The organism is Raineyella sp. W15-4 (assembly GCF_033170155.1).
Classification (GTDB): Bacteria; Actinomycetota; Actinomycetes; order Propionibacteriales; family Propionibacteriaceae; genus Raineyella.
In genome coordinates this window covers 1,671,511-1,692,419 of sequence record NZ_CP137079.1, presented here as the reverse complement: position 1 = coordinate 1,692,419, position 20,909 = coordinate 1,671,511, and the positions used below count along the sequence as shown (strand labels likewise).

Annotated in this window: 22 protein-coding genes; 6 read left to right on the top strand and 16 right to left on the bottom strand. The window is 70.7% G+C overall.

Annotated features, from left to right (window positions below; genetic code table 11):
• The first annotated feature begins 10 nt into the window (after positions 1–10).
• The 4 genes from R0145_RS07875 to R0145_RS07860 all read left to right on the top strand — a co-directional run bounded on the left by R0145_RS07875 (position 11) and on the right by R0145_RS07860 (position 4,229).
• Entirely contained in the window at positions 11–298 is a 288-nt protein-coding gene (locus R0145_RS07875; protein ID WP_317839810.1) for an acylphosphatase, read from the top strand.
• A 126-nt stretch (positions 299–424) separates the two neighbouring features.
• A complete protein-coding gene (locus tag R0145_RS07870) occupies positions 425–1,663 on the top strand; it encodes an MFS transporter (protein ID WP_317839809.1) in 1,239 nt (412 codons plus the stop codon).
• A 112-nt stretch (positions 1,664–1,775) separates the two neighbouring features.
• On the top strand, positions 1,776–2,729 hold the full coding sequence (locus tag R0145_RS07865; protein WP_317839808.1) for an acyl-CoA thioesterase: 954 nt from the start codon (positions 1,776–1,778) through the stop codon (positions 2,727–2,729).
• Between the two features lie 159 nt (positions 2,730–2,888).
• On the top strand, positions 2,889–4,229 hold the full coding sequence (locus R0145_RS07860; RefSeq protein WP_317839807.1) for a DUF4921 family protein: 1,341 nt from the start codon (positions 2,889–2,891) through the stop codon (positions 4,227–4,229).
• A gap of 30 nt (positions 4,230–4,259) precedes the next feature.
• Here the strand turns inward: R0145_RS07860 and R0145_RS07855 are convergent, their stop codons facing one another.
• Positions 4,260–4,880, bottom strand: a complete 621-nt coding sequence (locus R0145_RS07855; protein ID WP_317839806.1) for an L-threonylcarbamoyladenylate synthase — start codon at positions 4,878–4,880, stop codon at positions 4,260–4,262.
• Between the two features lie 59 nt (positions 4,881–4,939).
• On the opposite strand from R0145_RS07855, the gene R0145_RS07850 reads away from it, so the two are divergent.
• The gene (locus R0145_RS07850; RefSeq protein ID WP_317839805.1) at positions 4,940–6,082 is read left to right on the top strand and encodes a MalY/PatB family protein; all 1,143 of its coding nucleotides are present in this window, start codon (positions 4,940–4,942) and stop codon (positions 6,080–6,082) included.
• A 49-nt stretch (positions 6,083–6,131) separates the two neighbouring features.
• On the opposite strand, the gene R0145_RS07845 is transcribed toward R0145_RS07850, so the two are convergent.
• Positions 6,132–6,569 (bottom strand): pilus assembly protein TadE, encoded by a 438-nt coding sequence (locus tag R0145_RS07845; RefSeq protein WP_317839804.1) that lies wholly within the window; start codon positions 6,567–6,569, stop codon positions 6,132–6,134.
• Between the two features lie 165 nt (positions 6,570–6,734).
• Between R0145_RS07845 and R0145_RS07840 the strand changes: the two genes are divergently transcribed.
• Positions 6,735–7,961 (top strand): pyrophosphate--fructose-6-phosphate 1-phosphotransferase, encoded by a 1,227-nt coding sequence (locus R0145_RS07840; protein WP_317839802.1) that lies wholly within the window; start codon positions 6,735–6,737, stop codon positions 7,959–7,961.
• Positions 7,962–8,116: 155 nt separating this feature from the next.
• Here the strand turns inward: R0145_RS07840 and R0145_RS07835 are convergent, their stop codons facing one another.
• From R0145_RS07835 to R0145_RS07770, 14 genes are all read right to left on the bottom strand, one after another.
• Positions 8,117–9,268 (bottom strand): YhjD/YihY/BrkB family envelope integrity protein, encoded by a 1,152-nt coding sequence (locus R0145_RS07835; RefSeq protein ID WP_317839801.1) that lies wholly within the window; start codon positions 9,266–9,268, stop codon positions 8,117–8,119.
• A gap of 38 nt (positions 9,269–9,306) precedes the next feature.
• Positions 9,307–9,885, bottom strand: coding sequence for a MerR family transcriptional regulator (locus R0145_RS07830; protein WP_317839800.1), 579 nt, complete (start codon positions 9,883–9,885; stop codon positions 9,307–9,309).
• 146 nt (positions 9,886–10,031) lie between these two features.
• Positions 10,032–10,571: a bifunctional nuclease family protein gene (locus tag R0145_RS07825; RefSeq protein WP_317839799.1), complete on the bottom strand. Its 540-nt coding sequence runs from the start codon at positions 10,569–10,571 to the stop codon at positions 10,032–10,034.
• An 85-nt stretch (positions 10,572–10,656) separates the two neighbouring features.
• Positions 10,657–11,466: a MerR family transcriptional regulator gene (locus R0145_RS07820; protein WP_317839798.1), complete on the bottom strand. Its 810-nt coding sequence runs from the start codon at positions 11,464–11,466 to the stop codon at positions 10,657–10,659.
• Positions 11,466–11,951 (bottom strand): FHA domain-containing protein, encoded by a 486-nt coding sequence (locus R0145_RS07815; RefSeq protein ID WP_317839796.1) that lies wholly within the window; start codon positions 11,949–11,951, stop codon positions 11,466–11,468. Before R0145_RS07815 ends, R0145_RS07820 begins: the two co-directional genes overlap by 1 nt.
• 33 nt (positions 11,952–11,984) lie before the next feature.
• On the bottom strand, positions 11,985–12,365 hold the full coding sequence (gene gcvH / locus R0145_RS07810; RefSeq protein WP_317839795.1) for a glycine cleavage system protein GcvH: 381 nt from the start codon (positions 12,363–12,365) through the stop codon (positions 11,985–11,987).
• A 116-nt stretch (positions 12,366–12,481) separates the two neighbouring features.
• On the bottom strand, positions 12,482–13,945 hold the full coding sequence (locus R0145_RS07805) for a DUF881 domain-containing protein (protein ID WP_317839793.1): 1,464 nt from the start codon (positions 13,943–13,945) through the stop codon (positions 12,482–12,484).
• Positions 13,938–14,270 carry a small basic family protein gene (locus tag R0145_RS07800; RefSeq protein ID WP_317839791.1) on the bottom strand — a complete coding sequence of 111 codons (333 nt, stop codon included), beginning with the start codon at positions 14,268–14,270 and terminating at the stop codon, positions 13,938–13,940. The genes R0145_RS07805 and R0145_RS07800 overlap by 8 nt, the downstream gene beginning before the upstream one ends.
• Entirely contained in the window at positions 14,267–15,088 is an 822-nt protein-coding gene (locus tag R0145_RS07795; RefSeq protein ID WP_317839790.1) for a DUF881 domain-containing protein, read from the bottom strand. The genes R0145_RS07800 and R0145_RS07795 overlap by 4 nt, the downstream gene beginning before the upstream one ends.
• Positions 15,085–16,728, bottom strand: a complete 1,644-nt coding sequence (lnt, locus tag R0145_RS07790; protein ID WP_317839788.1) for an apolipoprotein N-acyltransferase — start codon at positions 16,726–16,728, stop codon at positions 15,085–15,087. The genes R0145_RS07795 and lnt overlap by 4 nt, the downstream gene beginning before the upstream one ends.
• Entirely contained in the window at positions 16,725–17,336 is a 612-nt protein-coding gene (gene pgsA / locus R0145_RS07785) for a phosphatidylinositol phosphate synthase (protein ID WP_317839787.1), read from the bottom strand. Before pgsA ends, lnt begins: the two co-directional genes overlap by 4 nt.
• A complete protein-coding gene (locus R0145_RS07780) occupies positions 17,336–17,935 on the bottom strand; it encodes an HIT domain-containing protein (protein ID WP_317839785.1) in 600 nt (199 codons plus the stop codon). Before R0145_RS07780 ends, pgsA begins: the two co-directional genes overlap by 1 nt.
• A 4-nt stretch (positions 17,936–17,939) precedes the next feature.
• Positions 17,940–19,943 carry a threonine--tRNA ligase gene (thrS, locus tag R0145_RS07775; RefSeq protein WP_317839783.1) on the bottom strand — a complete coding sequence of 668 codons (2,004 nt, stop codon included), beginning with the start codon at positions 19,941–19,943 and terminating at the stop codon, positions 17,940–17,942.
• Positions 19,944–20,121: 178 nt separating this feature from the next.
• A complete protein-coding gene (locus R0145_RS07770; protein WP_317839782.1) occupies positions 20,122–20,835 on the bottom strand; it encodes a type 1 glutamine amidotransferase in 714 nt (237 codons plus the stop codon).
• Positions 20,836–20,909: the final 74 nt, after the last annotated feature.

Sequence of the window (20,909 nt, the reverse complement as noted above, 5' to 3'; positions counted from 1 at the left end):
GGCTCGTGGCATGACTGAAACGCCGCTGGAGGAGCTGCACGCGGTGGTGCACGGCCATGTGCAGGGCGTCGGGTTCCGGTTCTGGACCGAGCGCCAGGCGGCCCGGCTCGGACTGGTCGGGTGGGTCGCCAACCGGCCGGACGGCACCGTCGAGATCCTGGCCCAGGGCACCCACGACCAGGTGGTCGCGCTGCTGCGCAGGCTCAAGTCGCCGATGACGCCCGGCGCCGTCGAGCACCTCGACCGGGAGATCCGCCCTCCCACGGCCCGTTACGACGGCTTCGTCATCAGCTACTGACGGGAGCTACTGACGGGCGACGACGCCTCGAGGATCGGCGGTGTGCCGGCCGGCGGCCACCGCCGGCCGCAGCGCCCCGCCGGACCGGATGCCGCAGCGTCGGCGACGGATGCGACGATGGAGCGTGTGAGTGGTCGTCAAGCGTGGTCGGTGTGGGTGATCGGGGTCGCCGTGTACGCGATCGCTGTGATGCAGCGGTCGACCCTGGGGGTGGCCGGTGTCGAGGCGTCCCACCACTTCGGCGCCGGAGCCGGGCTGGTGTCGGTGTTCGTGGTGCTCCAGCTGGCCGTGTACGCCGCGGCCCAGGTGCCGGTCGGACTGGCCCTCGACCGACTCGGCTCCCGCCGGGTCGTCGCCGTGGGCGCTGTCCTGATGGCCGTCGGACAGCTCCTGGTCGGAGTCACCGGCTCGGTCACCGTCGCGATCATCGGGCGCATCCTGGTCGGTCTCGGCGACGCAATGACGTTCAACTCGGTCATCCGTCTCGTCCCGGCATGGTTCGCACCCCACCAGGTGCCGATCCTCACCCAGCTCACCGGCATCGTCGGCCAGGTCGGCCAGATCCTGTCGGCGGTCCCCTTCCGCGCCATCCTCGAGAACGTGGGGTGGCAGGCAGCCTTCCTCAGCGCGGCCGGGGCGTCGGTGGTCGCCGCGGTGCTGATGGGGGTCTTCGGCCGCAACGCCCCACCGGGCCGGTGGCGGCCCGACACCTCCGGGTCGCCCGCCGCACTGCTGGGCAGCCTGCGGGCGGTCCTCACCACGCCGTCCACCATGGCGGGGTTCTGGGTCCACTTCGCGACCTGTTTCTCCACGATGGTGTTCCCGCTGATGTGGGGATTTCCCTACCTGACCGCCGGGCTGGGCTACTCCCCCGCCCTGGCGAGCACCCTGTTGTCCTTCTTCGTCCTGGTGGCGATCCCGGCCGGCCCGGTGGTGGGCCGGATCACCGCCCGGTATCCGCGTCGCCGCTCGGACGTGGCCCTGCTCCTGGTCTGGATCCAGGTGCTCAGCTGGGCCGTCACCCTCTGCTGGCCCGGCATCCCACCGGTGGGGCTACTGGTCGTGCTGATCATCGCCCTGGCACTGGGCGGGCCCGGCTCCAACATCGGTTTCGACTACATCCGCACCTCCCAGCCGCCCCAGCGGGTCGGAACCGGCACCGGCGTGGTGATCATGGGCGGTTTCATCGCCTGTCTGGTCAGCATTCTGGTGATCGGCATCACCCTGGATGCCGCGGCCGTCGCAGGCCACGATGCTCGGCACGCCTACACCCTGGCGCTGGCCACCCAGGCGCCGATCTACCTGATCGGCCTGGTCGGGATCCACCTGTCCCGCCGGCGGCTGCGGACGGCCGGGCGGGACTGACCCCGGGCGGCGCCGGCGGGTCAGGCCGTGTTTCCCGCGGCGGCACGATCCGCCCCCGGGCCGCTCCACCGCCTGAGATAGTGGGCCGGACCCAGCAGAACGGAGCAGTCCTGTGCCCACCCGATCCCCCATGGGGACCCTGCGGTTCCTCGCCGCCCCCACCGACGTCCTGTTCGACGGTGAGGACATCGTCAACGGAGGACGGATCCTGGAGTGGATCGACAAGGCCGCGTACGCCGTCGCCGCGAGCTGGAGCGGCCGCTACTGCGTCACCGCGTACGTCGGGCACGTCTCCTTCCGCCACGGCATCCCGTCGGGGCACCTGGTGGAGGTGGAGGCGCGGATCGTCTACACCGGACGCTCCTCGATGCACATCCAGTGCACCGTGCGCCACTCCGACCCGAAGACCCTGCGCTGGGCCGAGGCGACCAACTGTCTGGTGATCTTCGTCGCCACCGACGGCCAGGGGCACTCGGTGCCGGTCCCGGAGTTCGACCCGATCACCGCCAAGGAGCGGGCCCACGCGAAGGGCGCAGTCGGGCGGGCCGAGGTCCGCAAGGAGATCGAGGAGGAGATGGCCCGCCAGGCCTACACCGACGCCGGCACCGCCCCGAAGGTCGTCACCCGCTTCCTGGCCCAGCCGACCGACGTCAACTGGGGCGGCAAGGTCCACGGCGGCACCGCGATGGAATGGATCGACCAGGCGGCCTGGCTCTGCGCCAGCCAATGGTCCGGGATGACGCCGACCGTCGTCTACTCCGGTGGCGTCCGGTTCTACCGGCCGATCCAGATCGGCCACGTCGTCGAGCTGGAAGCCCGGCTGCTGCGGACCAACCGCAAGACGATGGACATCTCGGTGCACGTACGCTCCGGCGATCCCCGCACCGACCGGCGCGAGCTCACCACCCACTGCGCCATCACCTACGGGGTCCGCGACCACGACGGTCGGCTGGCCGACATCCCGCAGTGGTCGCCCGTCTCGGCGGAGGACGAGGCGCTGGCCGGGCATGCCCACGAACTGCGCAGGATCCGCGGGCGCCGGGTCCCCGGCCTGGCCACCGGTTAGCCGCGGACCAACCCCCTCCGATCGGCTCCGTGCCGGTCGACGGCGCCACAGCCGGCACGTGCCGATCGACGGTTCCCGATCGGCGGCTTCCCCGCGCTGTCCCCGTCCCGTCGCTAGGCTGACGCCTGGCAGCAGGCAGGGAAACAGGAGGGGATCACGATGTCCTCAGCAGTGCTCATTCCATCCGCGCAGCTCATGCAGGAGATGGCCGACGGCACGATCAAGCAGGTCAACCCGTTCAGCGGCACCGAGGTGTGGACCGTGCCGGGTCGAGGGCACCGACCGCTGGGCATCAGCCACCCCGACCCCCAGCCGCTGCGGACCGACGACCAGGGCCGGTGGTGCGCGTTCTGTGAACAGCGCTACCTCGAGACGCCGCCGGAGAAGTCCCGGCTGGTCCGCGAGGGCGACCACTGGCGGCAGCTCGACGGGGTGGGCGCCGACCATCTCCACGACACCGTCGCCGAGTTCCGCCGGATCCCGAACCTGTTCGAGATCGTGTCGTACGACTACTGGTCCCGCAACTACGGCTACCAGATGCCCGCCGACCTGCAGCGCCGGATGGACGACTACCTGGCCACCACGGTCGGCCGCGACCACGTCCTGCGGATCGTCCAGACCCGGATGCGGGCCGCCGGGCTCAACAACAGCGACTGGGCGGCACTCACCGAGGACGAGCGGCGGGCCCAGGCGGCAGGTTTCTTCGGCGGCGGCCACGACGTGATCGTCGCCCGGCGGCACTTCGCCGACGGGGCGTACGACGACACCGGCCTCGCCTCCTCGGGAACCCTCACCCCGGAGGAGCACTACCGGTACATGACCTTCACCGTCGACGCGATGAAGCGGCTCTACGCGGCGAACCGCTACGTGCGCTACGTGGCAGCCTTCCAGAACTGGCTCAAGCCAGCCGGTGCCTCCTTCGACCACCTGCACAAACAGCTGGTCGCGATCGACGAGCGCGGGGTCAACAACGAGCTGGAGATCGAGCGGATCCGGGCCAACCCGAACCTCTACAACGAGGCCGCGGTGAACTACGCCGGCTACCACAACCTCGTCGTCGCCGAGAACGACCACGCGGTCGCCTTCGCCGGGTTCGGACACCGCTATCCCACCCTGGAGGTCTACTCCAAGAGCGCCGCGGCGGTGCCGTGGAAGGCCACCGACGAGGAGGTCCGGGCGATGTCGGACCTGCTGCACGCCTGCCACGCCGCCACCGGTGTCGACGTGCCCAGCAACGAGGAGTGGTACCACCGCCCGATCGACGTACTGGAGCCGATGCCGTGGCGGATCATGCTCAAGTGGCGGGTGTCGAACCTGGCCGGTTTCGAGGGCGGGACGAAGATCTACCTCAACACCCTGTCCCCCACCACCGTCCGCGACCGGGTCGTTCCCCGGCTGTACGAGCTGCGTGACCGCGGCCGGATCGCCCCGATGCGGATCGCGACCGAGGCGAAGTGCGAGCCCAACTCGCTGCGCTACATCGAGCAGCTCCGGCACTGACCGGAGCGCCGCGACGGAGCAGCAGGAGGATCACAGGAACGGGGTCGGATCCCCCGCGCCGACCCTGTCGACGGTGACCTCGTCGCCGGTGAAGTTCACCACGGTGGTCGGCTCGACGCCGCAGTCGCCGGAGTCGATCACCGCATCCACCTGATGGTCGAGCTCCTCCTTGATCTGCCAGCCGTCGGTCAGCGGCTCGTCGAAGCCCGGCAGCAGCAGTGTGCTCGACACCAACGGCTCCCCCAGCGCATCGAGCAGGGCCAGTGCGGTCACGTGCCGGGGCACCCGGACGCCGACCGTACGCTTCTTCGGGTGCACCATCGCCTTCGGCACTTCCCGGGTCGCCGGCAGGATGAAGGTGTACGGGCCGGGGGTGGCGGCCTTCACCGCCCGGAAGACGGCATTGTCCATCTGGACGTACTGGCCCAACTGGGCGAAGTTCGAGCACACCAGGGTGAAGTGGTGCTTGTCGTCGAGCTTGCGGATCTGCCGGATCCGGTCGAGCCCTTCCTTGTTGCCCAGCCGGCACCCGAGCGCGTAGCAGGAGTCGGTCGGGTAGGCCACGAGTCCACCGGCACGCAGGATCTCGACCGCCTGCTGGATGGACCGGGACTGCGGGTTGACCGGGTGGACGTCGAAATACTTCGCCATGACCGCTCAGCCTACCGCCGCCGTCGCCGGCGCGGGTGCCGGCACACTAGTCTGCAGGCGTGACCTACGAGATCCTCACCGTCCCCCTGGCCGAGTTGCGGATGCGCACCTCGATGAAGTGGCGCCGCTACCCGCCGGACGTCCTGCCGCTGTGGGTCGCGGAGATGGACTGCCGGATCGCTCCGCCGGTGGCCGCTGCCCTGCACGCCGCGATCGATCGCGGCGACACCGGCTACCCGTCCGGCCCGGTCTACGAGCAGGCGGTCGCCCGGTTCGCCGCCGACCAGTGGGGACTGGAGCTCGACCCGGCCCGGATCGGCCTGATGCCCGACGTGATGGGCGGCATCCGCAATGCCCTCCAGGTCACCACCCACCCCGGCGACCACGTGGTGGTCGACCCGCCGGTCTATCCGCCGTTCTTCGCCGCCGTCACCGGAACTGACCGTCAACTCCTCGAGGTGCCGATGGCCGCCGACGGCAGCCTCGACCTGGCCGCTCTCGAGGCGGCGTTCTCCGGGCGTCTCGGCGTACGGCCGACCGCCTACCTGCTCGCCAGCCCGCACAATCCGACCAGCCGGGCCCACACGGCGGAGGACCTGGCGACGGTGGCACGCCTCGCCCACGAGTACCGGATCCGGGTGATCGTCGACGCGATCCACGCCCCGTTGACCGATCCGGGCGTCGACTACGTGCCGTACCTGTCGATGCCGGGCTCGGAGGACGCGCTGGTCCTGTTCAGCGCCTCGAAGGCGTGGAACCTCGCCGGGCTGAAGGCCGCGGTGATGGTCGCCGGTCCGGCCGCGACGAAGGACCTGGCCGCCGTCCCGTACGACGCCGCCCGTGGGGCGGCCAGCCACCTGGCAGTGCTCAGCCACACCGTCGCGCTCGACGAGGGCCGACCGTGGCTGGCCCAGCTGCGCAGCGAGATCGCCGCGAACCGGACGCTGGTGGACCGGCTGCTGGCCGAGAAGCTGCCGGCGGTGACCCAGCTGCCCGGCAACGCGACCTATCTGGCCTGGCTGGACTGCACCGCCCTCGGACTCCAGGACCCCTACCGGCACTTCCGGGATGCCGCCCGGGTCGCCCTCAATCCGGGCCCGGCCTTCGGCTCGGTCGGCCGGGGGCACGTACGCCTCAACCTGGCCACCTCCCCGGAGATCCTCACCGAGGCGGTCTCCCGGATGGCCGCCAGTCTGGACTGACCGTCCCGGCTCGGCGGCGACGCGCCCGGCCGCTCAGCGGGCCCCGACGTCAGCGGACCCGGACCAGATCCGCGGTGGCCGAGGCGCTGGCGTGGACGCTGCCGATGCCGATCGCCGAGAGGAACACCGTGGGCCGTTCGGCCTGGGTATCGACGCGGATCCGCAGGCCGGGCCGGACCGTCACTGTCCCGGTGACCTCCGGCTCGGCCGCCAGCACCGCGCGCGCCGCGGCGGTGGCTGCCTGCGGATCGGGGCTGCCCTCCAACGCCGATGCCGCTGCGGCATCGGAGGCGGCTCGGGCGGCCTGCTCGGCGACCGCGGTGGCCCGTCTCGTGGCGGTCACCTGCCGGCCGCCGTCGACCACCAGGCCGGCCATCAGCCCCAGCGCGGCGGTGACCACCAGCACCATCACCGACAGAGCGTGCCCCCGCTGGTCACGTCGCCGCACCGATCGAGCCGGTCCACTGCGCGCCACGTACGTCGTCATCGGCTCCCCCTGCTCTCCCCCGCCGCGGTGTCGCCCACGTACGGCCACGGGCATGATGACACGCCGGCGGTTCGCCAGGTGGCGGCCACGGCCACCCCGCCCCGTCGACCCCGGTGGAAGCGCTTTAGGCTTGTCGCGTCCAGTTCACGAACGAAAGGTATTCACATGCCGGGCAAGGTAGCTCTGCTGACGGCCGGTGGCTTCGCCCCCTGTCTGTCCTCCGCCATCGGCGGTCTCATCCAGCGCTACACGGAGATCGCCCCCGAGCGCGAGATCATCGCGTACAAGCACGGATACCAAGGTCTCCTGCAGGGTGACTACCTCACCGTGACGCCGGCCGTCCGCGAGAGCGCCGGTCTGCTCCACACCTACGGCGGGTCGCCGATCGGCAACTCGCGCGTCAAGCTCACCAACGAGAAGGACCTGCTCGAGCGCGGCCTGATCCAGCCCGGCGAGAACGCCCTCAAGGTCGCGGCCGACCGTCTGATCACGGACGGCGTCGAGATCCTGCACACCATCGGCGGGGACGACACCAACACGACCGCCGCCGACCTGGCCGCCTACCTGCGCGACCACGACTACGAGCTCACCGTCGTCGGCCTGCCGAAGACCATCGACAACGACATCGTCCCGATCCGCCAGTCGCTCGGTGCCCAGACGGCCGCCGAGATGGGCGCGATCTTCGCCCGCAACATCGTCGCCGAGCACAACTCCGTCGGCCGCGAACTCATCGTCCACGAGGTGATGGGGCGCCACTGCGGCTGGCTGACCGCCGCCACCGCCCGGGAATACCGCAACTGGCTGGACACCCGCGCCTGGCTGCCCGAGATCGGGCTCAGCCGGGAGGCCTGGGAGGTCCACGCGGTGTACGTCCCCGAGGACGAGTTCAGCATCGACGACGAAGCGACCCGGCTCAAGGAGATCATGGACCGGGTCGGCAACGTGACGATCTTCCTGTCCGAGGGCGCCGGTGTCGAGGGCATCGTGCAGGAGCTGGAGGAGGCCGGCGAGGAGGTGCCGCGGGACGCCTTCGGGCACGTCAAGCTCGACAAGATCAACCCGGGCACCTGGTTCGCCAGCCAGTTCGCCGAGCGGATCGGCGCGGAGAAGGTGCTGGTCCAGAAGTCCGGCTACTACTCCCGGTCCGCTGCACCGGTGGAGTGGGACGTCGACCTGATCTCCTCGATGTGCGACCTCGCGGTGGAGTCGGCGCTGGAGAAGGTGCCCGGTGTGATCGGCAACGACGAGGAGCGTGGCGACCAGCTGCGCGCCATCGAGTTCGAGCGGATCAAGGGCGGCAAGCCGTTCGACCTGACCGCCGAGTGGTTCACCGAGATGCTGCGCCAGATCGGCCAGCCGATGCCGAAGTCCACCAGGCCGCTCGAGGACTGATCCGGGCCCGGCTGAATTCCGCTCTTCCGCTCGTGGGGGCGGCCGCCTCGGCGGTCGTCCCTACGGCCGTCTCCGGGGACGCCCGAGTGGTGGGGTCCAGGCCCGTCGGCGCCCACCGGTCCGGTCGGCGCCCTGTCCGGTGCCCCGGGCGGCGCTCAGCGTCGACGCGCCCCGAGACGTGTCAGGGCGGCCAACAATGCCCCCAGTCCCATCCCGGCCGCCGCCCCGGTGAGCCACCCGGTGTGCAGTGCCATCCGGGCGTTCCGGACCGCCGTCCCGCGGCTGACCTGGGGGGTGCCGGCCGGCGGGGTGAGCGCCGCGGCGAACCGGTCCTCGTCGGCATCGGCCACCCGGGCGGCGGTGACCGTGCTGGCGGTGACCTCGGCCAGCGGGGCGTCGATGTCCTGGAGACGGAGCGGATTGGCCTGCTGGACGGCGGTCGCCATCCATGCCGCGACGTAGAGGATCAGCCGGGCGAACAGGTTGAGGAACAGCATCAGCACGATGACCGGGCCGAACAGTGCGGCGGCCGGGTTGCTGGTGAAGCTGCCGATGAGGAAGCTGGTCAGGTACTCCAGCAGGCCCAACCCGACCGAACCGACCAGCGCGGCCCGCCCCATCACTCCGAAGGCGAAGGTCTCCTCCGGGAACACGGTCAGCAGGTAGAGGAAGAGCACCCAGCCGGACGCGCCGGAGGCGACGATCCCGAGGAGTCGCAGCGCCACCCCGACGCCGGGGATCGCGTCCGCACCGAGGAGGTGCAGCAGCTGATCGGTCAGCGTGGTCGAGGCGTTTGCCAGCGCGACGGTGAGCGGGACGAGCACGAGCAGACCCAGCATCAGTCCGACATTGATCAGGGTCTCCAGGACGATGCCGCGTTTCCGCTCGGCCAGGTCGAACTGCGGGCGCGTCTGGGCACGGATGGCGCTCTTGAGGTTGCCGGCCCAGCCCGAGGCGGAGTAGATGCCGGACAGCAGGCCGACCAGGCCGATCGCCCCCCAGTTCAGCAGGAAGCTGCGGACGACCCCGGAGATCGTCTGCTGCAGCTCGGCTCCGATGCCGGACAGCTGGCGGGTGATCGCCTCCTCGACGAGGACCAGCAGATCGGGGCGTACGACGGTGAGGGTGAAGCCGATGCCGGCGAAGGTGATCATCAGCAGCGGCACGAGTGCCAGCACCGAGAAGTAGGTGATCGCGCCGGCGAACTGGTCGCCGAGTCGGGTGCCGTACCGGTCCTGCATCCGCAGCAGGTGGGCGATCCACGGGATCCGTTTCGCCCGGGCCAGCAGCTCCTGCAGCCTGGTCATCGCCGCGTTCTCCGGGCCCGAGGACGGTCGTCGGGGGGTCAGCTGGCCTGACGACGGCGGCGCCGGGCGGCGAGCTCGTCGCCGGGCACGACGGTCGGGGACTCCTCGGCGTTGCGCTCGGCGGGCAGCTCGGCGAGGGAGCCCTCGACGTCGCGCCACACCGACCCGATGGCGATGCCGAACATGCCCTGGCCGCCCTTGAGCAGGTCGATCACCTCGTCGTCGCGGGTGCACTCGTACACCGACGCGCCGTCACTGATCAGCGTCACCTCGGTGAGGTCCTCCACCCCGCGGTCACGCAGATAGTCGATCGCGGTACGGATCTGCTGCAGGGAGACGCCGGCGCTGAGCAGCCGCTTGATGACCTTCAGCAGCAGGATGTCGCGGAAGCTGTAGAGCCGGGCGCTGCCCGACCCGGTCGCGCCGCGTACGCCGGGGGTGACCAGACCGATGCGGGCCCAGTAGTCGAGCTGGCGGTAGGTGATGTCGGCTGCCTTGGCGGCGACCGGGCCGCGGAAACCCACGTCTTCCGGGACCGGGGCGAAATCGCCGTCGAAGAGCGTGCCCTGGGCCACCGGAGGCTCGTTCCGGGGAGTCGGGGTGCCCGTGCTGCTCATGATCTCCGCCTTCCGATGACCTGCTCGCCTGTCGAGCTGACGACGTTGACATTAGCCAGGAGGCCCGGGCGGGGACGGTCGCCGAGCGGCGACACGCTCATCCGGCACCTCAAGCTGAGGGAGGGGTCGAGGGTTCAGGACAGACTCTACGCCGGCCCGTCGTCGTCGGCATCCCCCGGCGAGTCCTCCTCCCCCGGCGGGGTGGCCTCCCCGCCGTTCCCCTCCTCATCGCTGAAGTCGTCGGCGCTGACGTGGTCGAGGAACTCGCGGAACTTCTCGACCTCTTCCTCGGCCTCTTCCTCCTCCTCGAAGCCCGCCGCTTCGAGGACGTCCTCGGCACAGTAGACCGGCGCCTGGCACCGTAGGGCGAGTGCGATGGCATCGGAGGGACGGGCGCTGATCTCCACGCCGTCGACCAGCAGGACGGCGTAGAAGGTGCCACCCTCGAGCTCGGTGATGTGCACTTCCTTGAGGGTGTGGCCCAGTCCGGCGAGAGTGTCGATCATCAGGTCGTGGGTCAGCGGACGCGGTGGCCGCAGCCCCTCGAGGGCCTCGGCGATGGCGTTCGCCTCGTTCCAACCGATCCAGATCGGGATCATCCGGTGACCACCGACCTCCCGCAACAACACGATGGGTTCGTTGTTCGGCATCTGGGCACGAACTCCGACCACGTCCATCTCGCGCATGGCCCCACACTACCCGCGGGTGTCACCCGCGCCAGCCCTCGGTCCGGACGGGTCGTCCGGTCGGATCGGGAACGGTCCGGCGCGGTCAGCCGAGCTCGCGCTGCACCCCGGAGCGCACCATCGCGAGGTGTGTCACGTTGATCAGCCGGGTGAGTTCCTCGATCGTCTGGCGGGAACTGCCCCGCCGGGTATGCGCGGCGGTGGCCTGGTTGATCAGCCCGACCTCCTTGTCGGCCGCGATCTTGATCTGGCGCAGGTGCCGCGGGTCGATGCCGAAACTCGCGAGTTGCTTGGCCGCCACCGCCACGGCGAAGGCGTCCTGGTCGTAGTAGTGGGTGCCGCGCCGTGGGGTGATCACCAGAAGGCGCTCCAGCTCTGCCAGCACCGGCTCCGCCAGGCCGGACTTCTCGATCAGCTCCGCGCGGCTGAGCCGGACCGGGCGCCGCTTGCGGGGCTCCTGCTGTCGGGCCGGCGGATCGCCGCCCCCGCGCGGGTCGACACCGCCGCGAGAGTCGACACCGCCGCGAGAGTCGCCCGCACCGCGCGGGTCGACGCCGTTCGCCGGGCGCCGGGACGGTGCGGCCACCGGTTCGGGGGGCGGGTCGGGGACACCAGGGCTGGGGGTATCGATCCTCGGCGGGGTGAGTCCCCGGTCGATCTGGTCGAGATGTTCGCGGATGACCTTCAGCGGCAGATAATGCGTCCGCTGCATGGTGAGGATGTAGTGCAGGCGCTTGACATCCCCCTCCGAGTACTTGCGGTACCCGGAGGGAGCTCTCTCGGGGCTCAGCAGTCCTTCGGTCTCCAGGTAACGGATCTTGGAGATCGACAGATCGGGGAACTCGGGCGTGAGTTCCTTGACCACCCACCCGATCGAGTGTCGGGCCTCCGTCATCAGCGGGAGCCGCGTCCGCCGGTGAAGTAGATCATCCGGAACTTGCCGATCTGCACCTCGTCCCCGTCCTTGAGGACGACGTCACCGTCGACCAGCGTCCGGTTGACGTAGGTCCCGTTGAGACTGCCGACGTCTCGCAGCACGATGCCCTCCGGACGGCGCAGGAAGGTCACGTGGTGCCGCGACACCGTGATGTCATCGAGGAAGATGTCGGACCGCGGGTGACGGCCGGCGGTGATCTCGTCGCGATCCAGCAGGAAGCGGGCGCCGGCGTTCGGTCCACGCCGCACGACGAGCAGTGAGGAGCCCGTCGGCAGCGCGGTGACCGCCGTCTTCTCGTCGGAGTTGAGCTCGTCGAGGTCGTTGTCCTCGGTGAATGCGGGGATGACCTTGGTGGTTTCGGACACCGTGACCAACGGCTCGCCGCATTGCGAGCAGAACTTGCTGCCTTCGGTGTTCAGGTGGCCGCAGGAGGGGCACAACATGTCAGTCAGTTCCTTGGTCTCGGGGGTGAGCTTTCAGGACTCGATCAGGTCGGCGTACGCATCGGCGTCGAGCAGGTCATCGACGTCGCCGTCGCTGAGGTCGACCTCGAACAGCCAGCCATCGCCGTACGGGTCGTCGTTCACCAGCTCGGTGTTCGCGTCGAGGTCGAGATTGATGTGGGTGACCACGCCGGCGACCGGACAGATGATGTCACCGTTGCTCTTCACCGATTCCACCTCGCCGACGACGTCACCGACGGCCACCTCGTCGTCCACGGTCGGCAGCTCGATGGAGACGACTTCCCGGAGCTGGTCGGCGGCGTACTCGGTGAAGCCGACCCGGACCGATCGCCCGTTTCCTGACCGGACCCACAGGTGTTCCTCGCTGTACTTGAGGTCCTCGGGGAGCTCCATCCGTCCTCCTGGGTCTGGGTGACCATCGTCGCTGAACACTGAACCTTAGCCTAATGCCGAGAGATGCGGGACGCCCGCCCGGCGATGAGGCGCCGGACACGCCGGCGGTCGGTCGATCAGTTGCCCTTGCCCGTCCCTGTCCCGGCGCTCTGGTCCGTACGGGCGAACTGTGGGGACCGCACGGTGTGCAGGGACGTGATCGACAGGTTGTCCGACTGGACGATGGTGACCTGTCCGCCGACCCGTGGATCGGTGATCTGGCTGACCAGGCCGCCCCGGAACCGGGCTGCCTCCTCCAGGGCGTGCGCGTCGCCGATGACCTCCAGGGTGATCGGCGTCGACACCGCCTGGCCGTCGACCACGATGCCCGAGGCGCCGCTGCCGACCCAGGTGCTGGCCACCACCCTGATCCGGCCGTTGATCTGCATCACCTCGCCGCCGGCATCGCGCATCTCCTCCAGGGCGTCGAGGATCATCGCCGGCTTCACCTTTCCTTGAGGGTCAGTGATGGTGATGGTGATCCCCGGCCCGTGGGCGGGGATGGTGCCGGCGAGGATGCCCAGTGCGGTCAACCGGTCCTCGGCCTGGGCGCGGGCCAGGGCCTCGTTGTCCTGGCCCGACTGGAGCTGGTCGCGGGCGGTCTGCAGGGATTCCAGCTCGCTCTGCAGCCGCTGGGACTCCTGGTTGAGCCCGTCGAGCATCCCGACCAGGTCCGACTGGCGCAGCGAACTGTACGAATCGACCTGACCACGGGTGCGGATCTGGGTGACGATGCCGAAGGCCACGACCGCCAGCACGATCGCCACGACCACCTGGGTGCGCTCCGGCCGCAGCCAGTCGCGCAGGGTCGGCCGCGGCGGCGTGGTGCCGGCCGGCTCGGGGACCGGCTCATCGGCCGGCTCAGGGACCGGTTCGGCGGCGGCCGGGCCGGAGACAGCAGCATCCGCCCCGTCCGCCGTGGGCGCCGTCTCCCGTTCCTCCGGGGACGGTGCCCCGGCGGGCTCCGGTCGCCCCGCGGCGTCGCCGTGGTCCGGGACGTCGTGGTGGTCCGCGGCGGGTTCGTCGGTGGCGGGTTCGTCGGTGGCGGGATCGTGGGAGGTCTCGAGGGACGCCTCGGCGGGCGATTCGGGGACGCCTTCCTCGGCCTCCTCGACCTGCGCCGGCTCGGCCGCGACCGGCCGGTGGTCCCGCGACCAGATGGACGGTGCCGGCCCGGCCGCCGGGAGCTCCTCGTCGTCCGCCGCTGCCGGCTCGTGGGTCTCCGGCTCGGCGGTCCCCGACGCGGCGTCGGGTTCCTCGACAGCCGGCGGCTCGACCGGACCAGAATCGGGGTCGTGCCCGGGTTCGGGGTCCTCCGGCTCGGTGTCCGTCGGGTCCGCCGGATCCTCGGGGGTGGGGTCGTCAGGAGTGTGGTCCGCGGGTGCGGAGTCCATGGCCGGATCTGCCGCACCGGTGTCGGTGTCCGTGGTGCCGTCGTTCTCGGACGGGCTTTCGGAGACCTCCGGGTCGTCGACCGCCTCGTCCGGCTCCGTGGCCGCGAGCGCGTCCTCGGCCGGTTCCTCGATCTCCTCGTCAGGCATGGAAGATGACCCGTCGGATGGCGGCGACATTGGTGAAGATGCGGATGCTCAGCACGACCACCACACCGGTCGAGAGCTGGGAACCGACGCCGATCTGATCGCCCACCCAGACGATCAGGGCGGCGATGAGCACGTTGGAGAAGAACGACACGACGAAGACCCGGTCACTGAACCGGCCCTCCAGCCACGCCCGGAACGCCCCGAACATGGCGTCCATCGCGGCGATGATCGCGATCGGGAGGTACGGCTGCAGGGCGGGCGGGACGTCGGGCTGGAAGATGATCCCGAGGACGATGCCGACGACGAGCCCGATGATGGGGATCACGGGGTGCCTCCCTTCGCTTGGCGGAGCGTGACCCTGGTGGCGGCCGGCAGCTGCACCTTCTGCTGCCGGGTGATGGTCATCCGGATACCGATGTTCTTCTCCAGGTAGTTCCACCAGACACCGCCGTCGGTGCTGATGAAGGTCTGCTGGAGGCTGTTGGGGTCGCCGATCACCGTGACGGTGTACGGCCGGGTGAGGGAACGATAGTCGACGGTGATGGCATCGCCGGCACCGCGGATCGCGGTGAGTGCGGTGAGCCGGTGCCCGTTGACGGCGATCCCCTCGGCACCCGCCTGCCACAGGCCGTTGACCAGCTGCTGCAGGTCGGTGTCGATCACCCGGGCGTCGGTCGCCCCGGACGGCGCGTCGTCGACCACGATGACCAGGCCGGGGCCGGTCACCGCGGAGGCCCCGGCCGGGATCGAGAGCTGCTCGACCTGAGCGGCGATCCGGGCGTTGCCGGCATCGCTGGCCAGGCCCTGCTGCTGCAGCCCGTACACCTCCGACCGGGTGGCCGCGATCTCCTGGCGCAGCTGATCCTGCTGCTTCTGGGCCGCCTGGATGGCGGTGACCATGGCGGCCCGGTCCTTCTCGATCTGCGGAGCCGACCGGGTCGTCATCACCGCGGACATCGCGAACAGCATCGTCGCGAGCGCGAACACCGGGAGCTGGGCCCATCGATGGGCGCGCCCGCCCTGGGCCCAGGCCCGCTCGCGGGTGTAGTCGGGGTCCACCGCCGCGGCCTGGATCTCGCGCAACAGGTCCATGCTGTCGGTACGCACCGACGTCGACCGCCGATCCGTCCGCGCCTCGTTCACACCGACAGCCTAGGCGATGCCGGAAGGCTCCCCCGGCCTCGACGCCGCCGGCTCCGGGCCAGCACCGCGCCCGCCAGCAGGCCGAGGACACCGATCCCGGCACCGGTGAGCTGGATCGCCACGCCGAACCGTACGGCCGGGGTGATGGTGGTCGACAGCGGGACGTCGACCACCATCGCCTCCGGGGTGTACCAGGGGACCTCCGCCAGCAGCCGGCCGTCCGGCCCGAACGCGGCGGTGTGACCGACGGTGGAGACCTGGACCAGGGACCGCCCCGTCTCGACCGCCCGCAGCCGGGCGAACGCGAGCTGCTGGTCGAGCTCGTCGGTGCGGCCGAAGTCGGCGTTGTTGGTCGGCGAGACCAGCCACTGCGCGCCCTCGCGGACCGATTCGCGGCCCAACGCATCGTCGATGATGTCGTAGCAGATCGCCACGCCGGCATCGGCCGCTCGCCCGTCGCGGGTGGTCAGCCCGAGGACCGCACGGCCGGTGCCCGGCAGGATCTCCCGCTCGATCAGGCCGACCAGGCCGGGCACGATCTTGTCGTACACCTCCCGGTCGGGCACGTACTCCCCGAACGGCACCGGATTGCGCTTGTCGTAGATCTGCCGACTGCCGCCGGCCGTCGGCCAGACGTACTCGGACTGGTAGGTCCGGCCGTCCCGCTCGGTCGCCGAGCCGAGCAACAGCGGGGCGCCGAGCCGGGCGGACAGAGCGTCGAACCGGCTCTGCAGCTGCGGCCACTGGGCCGGATCCCACTCGGCCGACCCTTCCGGCCAGACGACGACGTCTGGGTGGGTGTCGGCGGGCACCAGGGCGGACGCCCGCAGGTGCGCGTCGAGGACGTCACCGGGCTGACCGCCCATGAAGTAGCCGGCCCGTTCGTCGCCGCCCTGGATGCCGACGACCCGGATCGTCCCGGTCGTCACCGACGGGTAGCCGGGGATCGCGGCCAGGCCGACGATCAGCGCCAGCCAGCCGGTGACCGGCGCCAGTCGAGCGGAGGGGCGTACGCCACGGCGGACCAGACGCCGGGCGACCGGGATCGCCCACCCGGCGACCAGGGTCAGCACGAAGCCGGTGCCGGCCAGCCCCAGCCAGCCGACCAGCTCCAGCAGCGGGCTCCAGGCCAGTGCCTGGGCGAGCCGTCCCCAGGCAAAGCCCCGATAGGGCCAGGAGCTCGACAAGGCGTCCCGGGCGGTCCACAACCCGGCGGTGACCAGCGGGGTGAGGAGCCACCGGCCGACCGGCCCGGGCCAGGCGTCGCGCGCCCAGCGGTGGAGCCAGCAGATCGCGACATAGCCGAGGGTCCACCACAGCGCCATCACGGTGCCGAGGGCGGCCCACGGCAGCCAGCCGAGGAAGAGGGTGGCCCAGTGCACCAGCGGCAGGTAGAAGGCCAGACCGCTGAGGAAGCCGATCAGCACCGCCGTCCGGGGCCGGACCGGGATCGTCGCCGCGCCGAGCACCAGCGCCAGACCGGGCACCAGCAGCGGCCACCAGCCGGGTTGCGGGAAGGCGAGGCGCATCGCCAGCGCACCGGCGACGGCCATCGCGGCGCCGATCCACCACGGTGTCCGACGCTCCGTCGTCCCGGGGATGCGCACCGGCGCCGGCCCGGTGATCACGCTGATGTTCACCGGTCCTGGAGCACTTCCGCCTGGGCGTGTACGGTCGACAGCCGCTGGGCGACGGTGACGGTGCCCGCGACGGCGAGCAACACCACGGCGAGCTCCGCGGCCCACGGCACGCCCAGACCCGACAGCAGCAGACCGAGCAGGATCACCACCAGCCGGTCCGCACGGGCGGCGATGCCGACGTCCGCACGGAATCCCTCGGCCTCCGCCCGGGCCTTGACGTACGACGTGATCTGGCCCATCGCGAGGGCCCAGCCGGCCAGGCCGACCACCCAGGCGGAGTCGCCGGCCCGGACGAAGTGGACCATCGCCGCCGTCATCACCGCCGCGTCGCTCACCCGGTCCAGGGTGGCGTCGAGGAAGGCACCGTACCGGGACTCCTGACCGCTGAGCCGGGCCATCTGTCCGTCGATCGAGTCGGACATCACCAGCACGCCCATCGCCAGCGCGCCCTGCCACAGCCACCCGAACGGGATGGTCAGGAAGGCGACCAGCACCAGGCACAGTGTCCCCACCCAGGTGACCGTGTTGGGACGCACCCCCCAGGCCAGCAGCAGCCGGGCCGGAGGCGTCATCACCCGGCGCCACCCGTGGCGGAACCGCTCGAGCATCAGCCGGCCCGTCCCGCCGGGCCGGGCCAGGCCGTGGCCAGCAGCCGGCGGGTCTCGCCGAGCAGCTGCGGGATCGCCTTGGTCCGCGCCACGATCGGGAAGAAGTTCGCATCCCCGCGCCAGCGCGGCACGACGTGCTGGTGCAGGTGCGCGGCGATGCCGGCGCCGGCCACCTCGCCCTGGTTCATCCCCAGGTTGAATCCCTGCGGCTGGCTCACCGAGCGCAGCACCGTCATTGCCGTCCGGGTCAGCTCGGCGACCTCCAGCACCTCGGCCGTGGTGAGGTCGGTGTAGTCGGGCACGTGCCGGTAGGGGCACACCATCAGGTGGCCGGCGTTGTAGGGGTAGAGGTTGAGCAGGACGTACGCCACGGCACCGCGGTGCACGATCAGCCCGTCCTCGTCCGGGCCGAGCGGGGCGGTGCAGAACGGGCAGGCGTCACCGGCGTCCGTCCGCGGGTGCTTGTCCCCACTGACGTACGCCTGGCGATGCGCCACCCAGAGGCGATCGAACACGTCCGGATCGCCGGCCAACGTCGACGCATCGACCGTGACCGGCGGCCCGTCCTGCGCCCCGGGGCGCTCCCGCTGCACCGCCATCCGCTCAGACCTGGGCCTTACGGTCGATCGCGTCGACGATCTCCGCGACCGCCTCATCGATCGAGACGCCGTTCTTCTGCCGGCCGTCGCGGTAGCGGAACGAGACGGCTCCGGCCGCCCGGTCCTCCCCGCCGGCGATCAGCATGTAGGGCACCTTCTGCTTCTGGGCGTTGCGGATCTTCTTCTGCATCCGGTCGTCGGAGGCGTCCACCTCGACCCGTACGCCGCGGGCCCGCAGCCGCTCGGCGACCTCGTCGAGGTAGTCGGTGAACTCGCCGGCGACCGGGATCCCGACCACCTGGACCGGCGCCAGCCAGACCGGGAAGGCGCCGGCGTAGTGCTCCAGGAGCACCCCGAAGAACCGTTCGATCGACCCGAACAGGGCGCGGTGGATCATCACCGGCTGCTGGCGGGAGCCGTCGGCGGCGGTGTACTCCAGCTCGAACAGGCCGGGCTCGAAGAAGTCCAGCTGGATCGTCGACAGCTGCCAGGTGCGCCCGATCGCGTCCTTCGCCTGGACCGAGATCTTCGGCCCGTAGAAGGCGGCGCCACCGGGATCGTCGACGAGGTCCAGACCGGAGGCCTGGGCGACCTCGGCGAGCGTACGGGTCGCCTCCTCCCAGGTCGCGTCGTCACCGACCGACTTCTCCGGGTCGCGGGTGGACAGCTCCAGGTAGAAGTCGTCCAGGCCGTAGTCCTTGAGCAGGTCCAGGACGAAGGTGAGCAGACCGGTCAGCTCGTCCTTCATCTGGTCGCGGGTGCAGTAGATGTGCGCGTCGTCCTGGGTGAAGCCGCGGGCCCGGGTGAGGCCGTGCACGACGCCGGACTTCTCGTAGCGGTAGACCGACCCGAACTCGAACAGCCGCAGCGGCAGCTCCCGGTAGGACCGTCCGCGGGAGGAGAAGATCAGGTTGTGCATCGGGCAGTTCATCGGCTTGAGGTAGTAGTCGATGCCCGGCTTGACGACGTTGCCGTCCTCGTCGCGCTCCTCGTCGACCCGCATCGGCGGGTACATCCCGTCGGCGTACCAGTCCAGGTGCTTGGAGGTCTCGAACAGGTGGCCCTTGGTGATGTGCGGGGTGGAGACGAAGGAGTACCCGGCCTCGAGGTGGCGCTGCCGGGAGTAGTTCTCCATCTGCATCTTGATCAGCGCGCCCTTGGGGTGGAACACCGGCAGGCCGGAGCCGATCTCGTCGGGGAAGGAGAACAGGTCGAGCTCGCTGCCCAGCTTCCGGTGGTCGCGCTTGGCGGCCTCCTCCATCCGGGTCTGGTAGTCCTTCAGCTCCTCCCGGGACGGCCACGCGGTGCCGTAGAGGCGCTGCAGCTGCTGGTTCTTCTGGTCGCCCCGCCAGTAGGCGGCCGAGGACCGGGTCAGCGCGAACGCCGGGACGTAGCCGGTGTGCGGCACGTGCGGGCCGCGGCAGAGGTCCTCCCAGGCCCGCTCGCCGTTGCGCCGGACGTTCTCGTAGATGGTGAGCTCGCCGGCGCCGACCTCCGTCGCCGACCCGTCCTCGGTGCTGGCCGACCCCTTGTCGGTGATCAGCTCCAGCTTGAACGGCTCGTCGGCGAGCTCGGCGCGGGCCTCCTCGTCGGTGACCACCCGGCGGCGGAAGCTCTGCTTCTCCTTGATGATCCGCTGCATCTGCTTCTCGAGGGCCTTCAGGTCCTCGGGGGTGAACGGCTCGTCGACCATGAAGTCGTAGTAGAAACCGTCGGTGATCGGCGGGCCGATGCCCAGTTTCGCCTCCTCGTGCAGGTTCTGCACGGCCTGGGCGGCGATGTGGGCGGTTGAGTGGCGCAGGATGCTGAGCCCCTCCGGACTGCCGATCAGGACCGGTTCGACGGTGGCCCCGTCCGGGACCGGCAGGTGGAGATCCTTGATCTCCCCGTCGACGCGGCAGGCGACGATCGTACGATCCTCGCCGAACAGGTCCAGACCCGTGGTGCCGTCGTCGAGGACCTCGTGCGAGGTGTCGGACGACCGGACCAGGGAGACGGTGATGGACACGGCGGTTTCCTCTCTCCCCGCCCGGGTGTCGCACACATACCGGGCATGCGGCCGGGCGGGCTCGTGTTCAGGGACGCCGGTGGCGTCGGTCCACGAGCCTACCGTGCCGGACCGCCGGGTGATCCCGGCGGACATCCCGGTGACGGGTGGGTCCGGCGAGGGAGGGGAAGGCGAGGGGTCAGGCGGCGGCCGCCAGCCTGGCGTGGCGGACGAAGCCGCGGACCAGCTGGTCGGTCTGCCGGGCCAGTGCGGGCGCCTCGGTGGTCAACTCGCGCGAGTGCTCCGCCAGCAGCCGGCCGGCCTCCTCCCCCGGCCCGCCCGCGCGGCCGACGAATCCGCTGCGCCAGCTGTCGAGGGTCCGCGGCGTCACCTCGGGGTGGAACTGGACGCCCAGATGTGGCCCGTGCCGGAAGGCCTGGACGCAACTGGCGCTGGTGGCCAGCACCTGCGCATCGCACGGGGCGATGATCCGGTCGTGGTGGAAGGAGTACCACCGACCGCCCGGGATCTGCTCGGTGTCGGTGGAATCGACCGGGACCAGGCCGGTCTCGGGCCTCTCCGTAGGTACGACGCGACCGCCGAGGATCCGCGACAGCAGTTGGGCACCGAAACACACGCCCAGCACCGGGACACCCCGGCCGACGGCCTCGGCGACGTAGCGGGACTCGCGATCCAGCCAGGGCACGTCCCGGTCGAGGACCGAATCGAGTGACCCCATCACCACCAGCATCCGGATGCCGTGATCGAGCCGGGGCGGATGCTCGGCAGCGGTGAAGGAGGCGATCCGCACTCCGAGCCCACGCCGTTCGAAAGCGGGGCCCAGGGTACCCAGGTGGGCGGTTTCGTGACCGGTGGTGACACCGTGGACGAGGGCGAGCACCGAGTGCGTCATCGGGAGCCTCCTTTGACTGACCGACCGGTCTTTCCCCTCAGTCTCGCGGCCATCTGTGACACCCGCGTTACGGG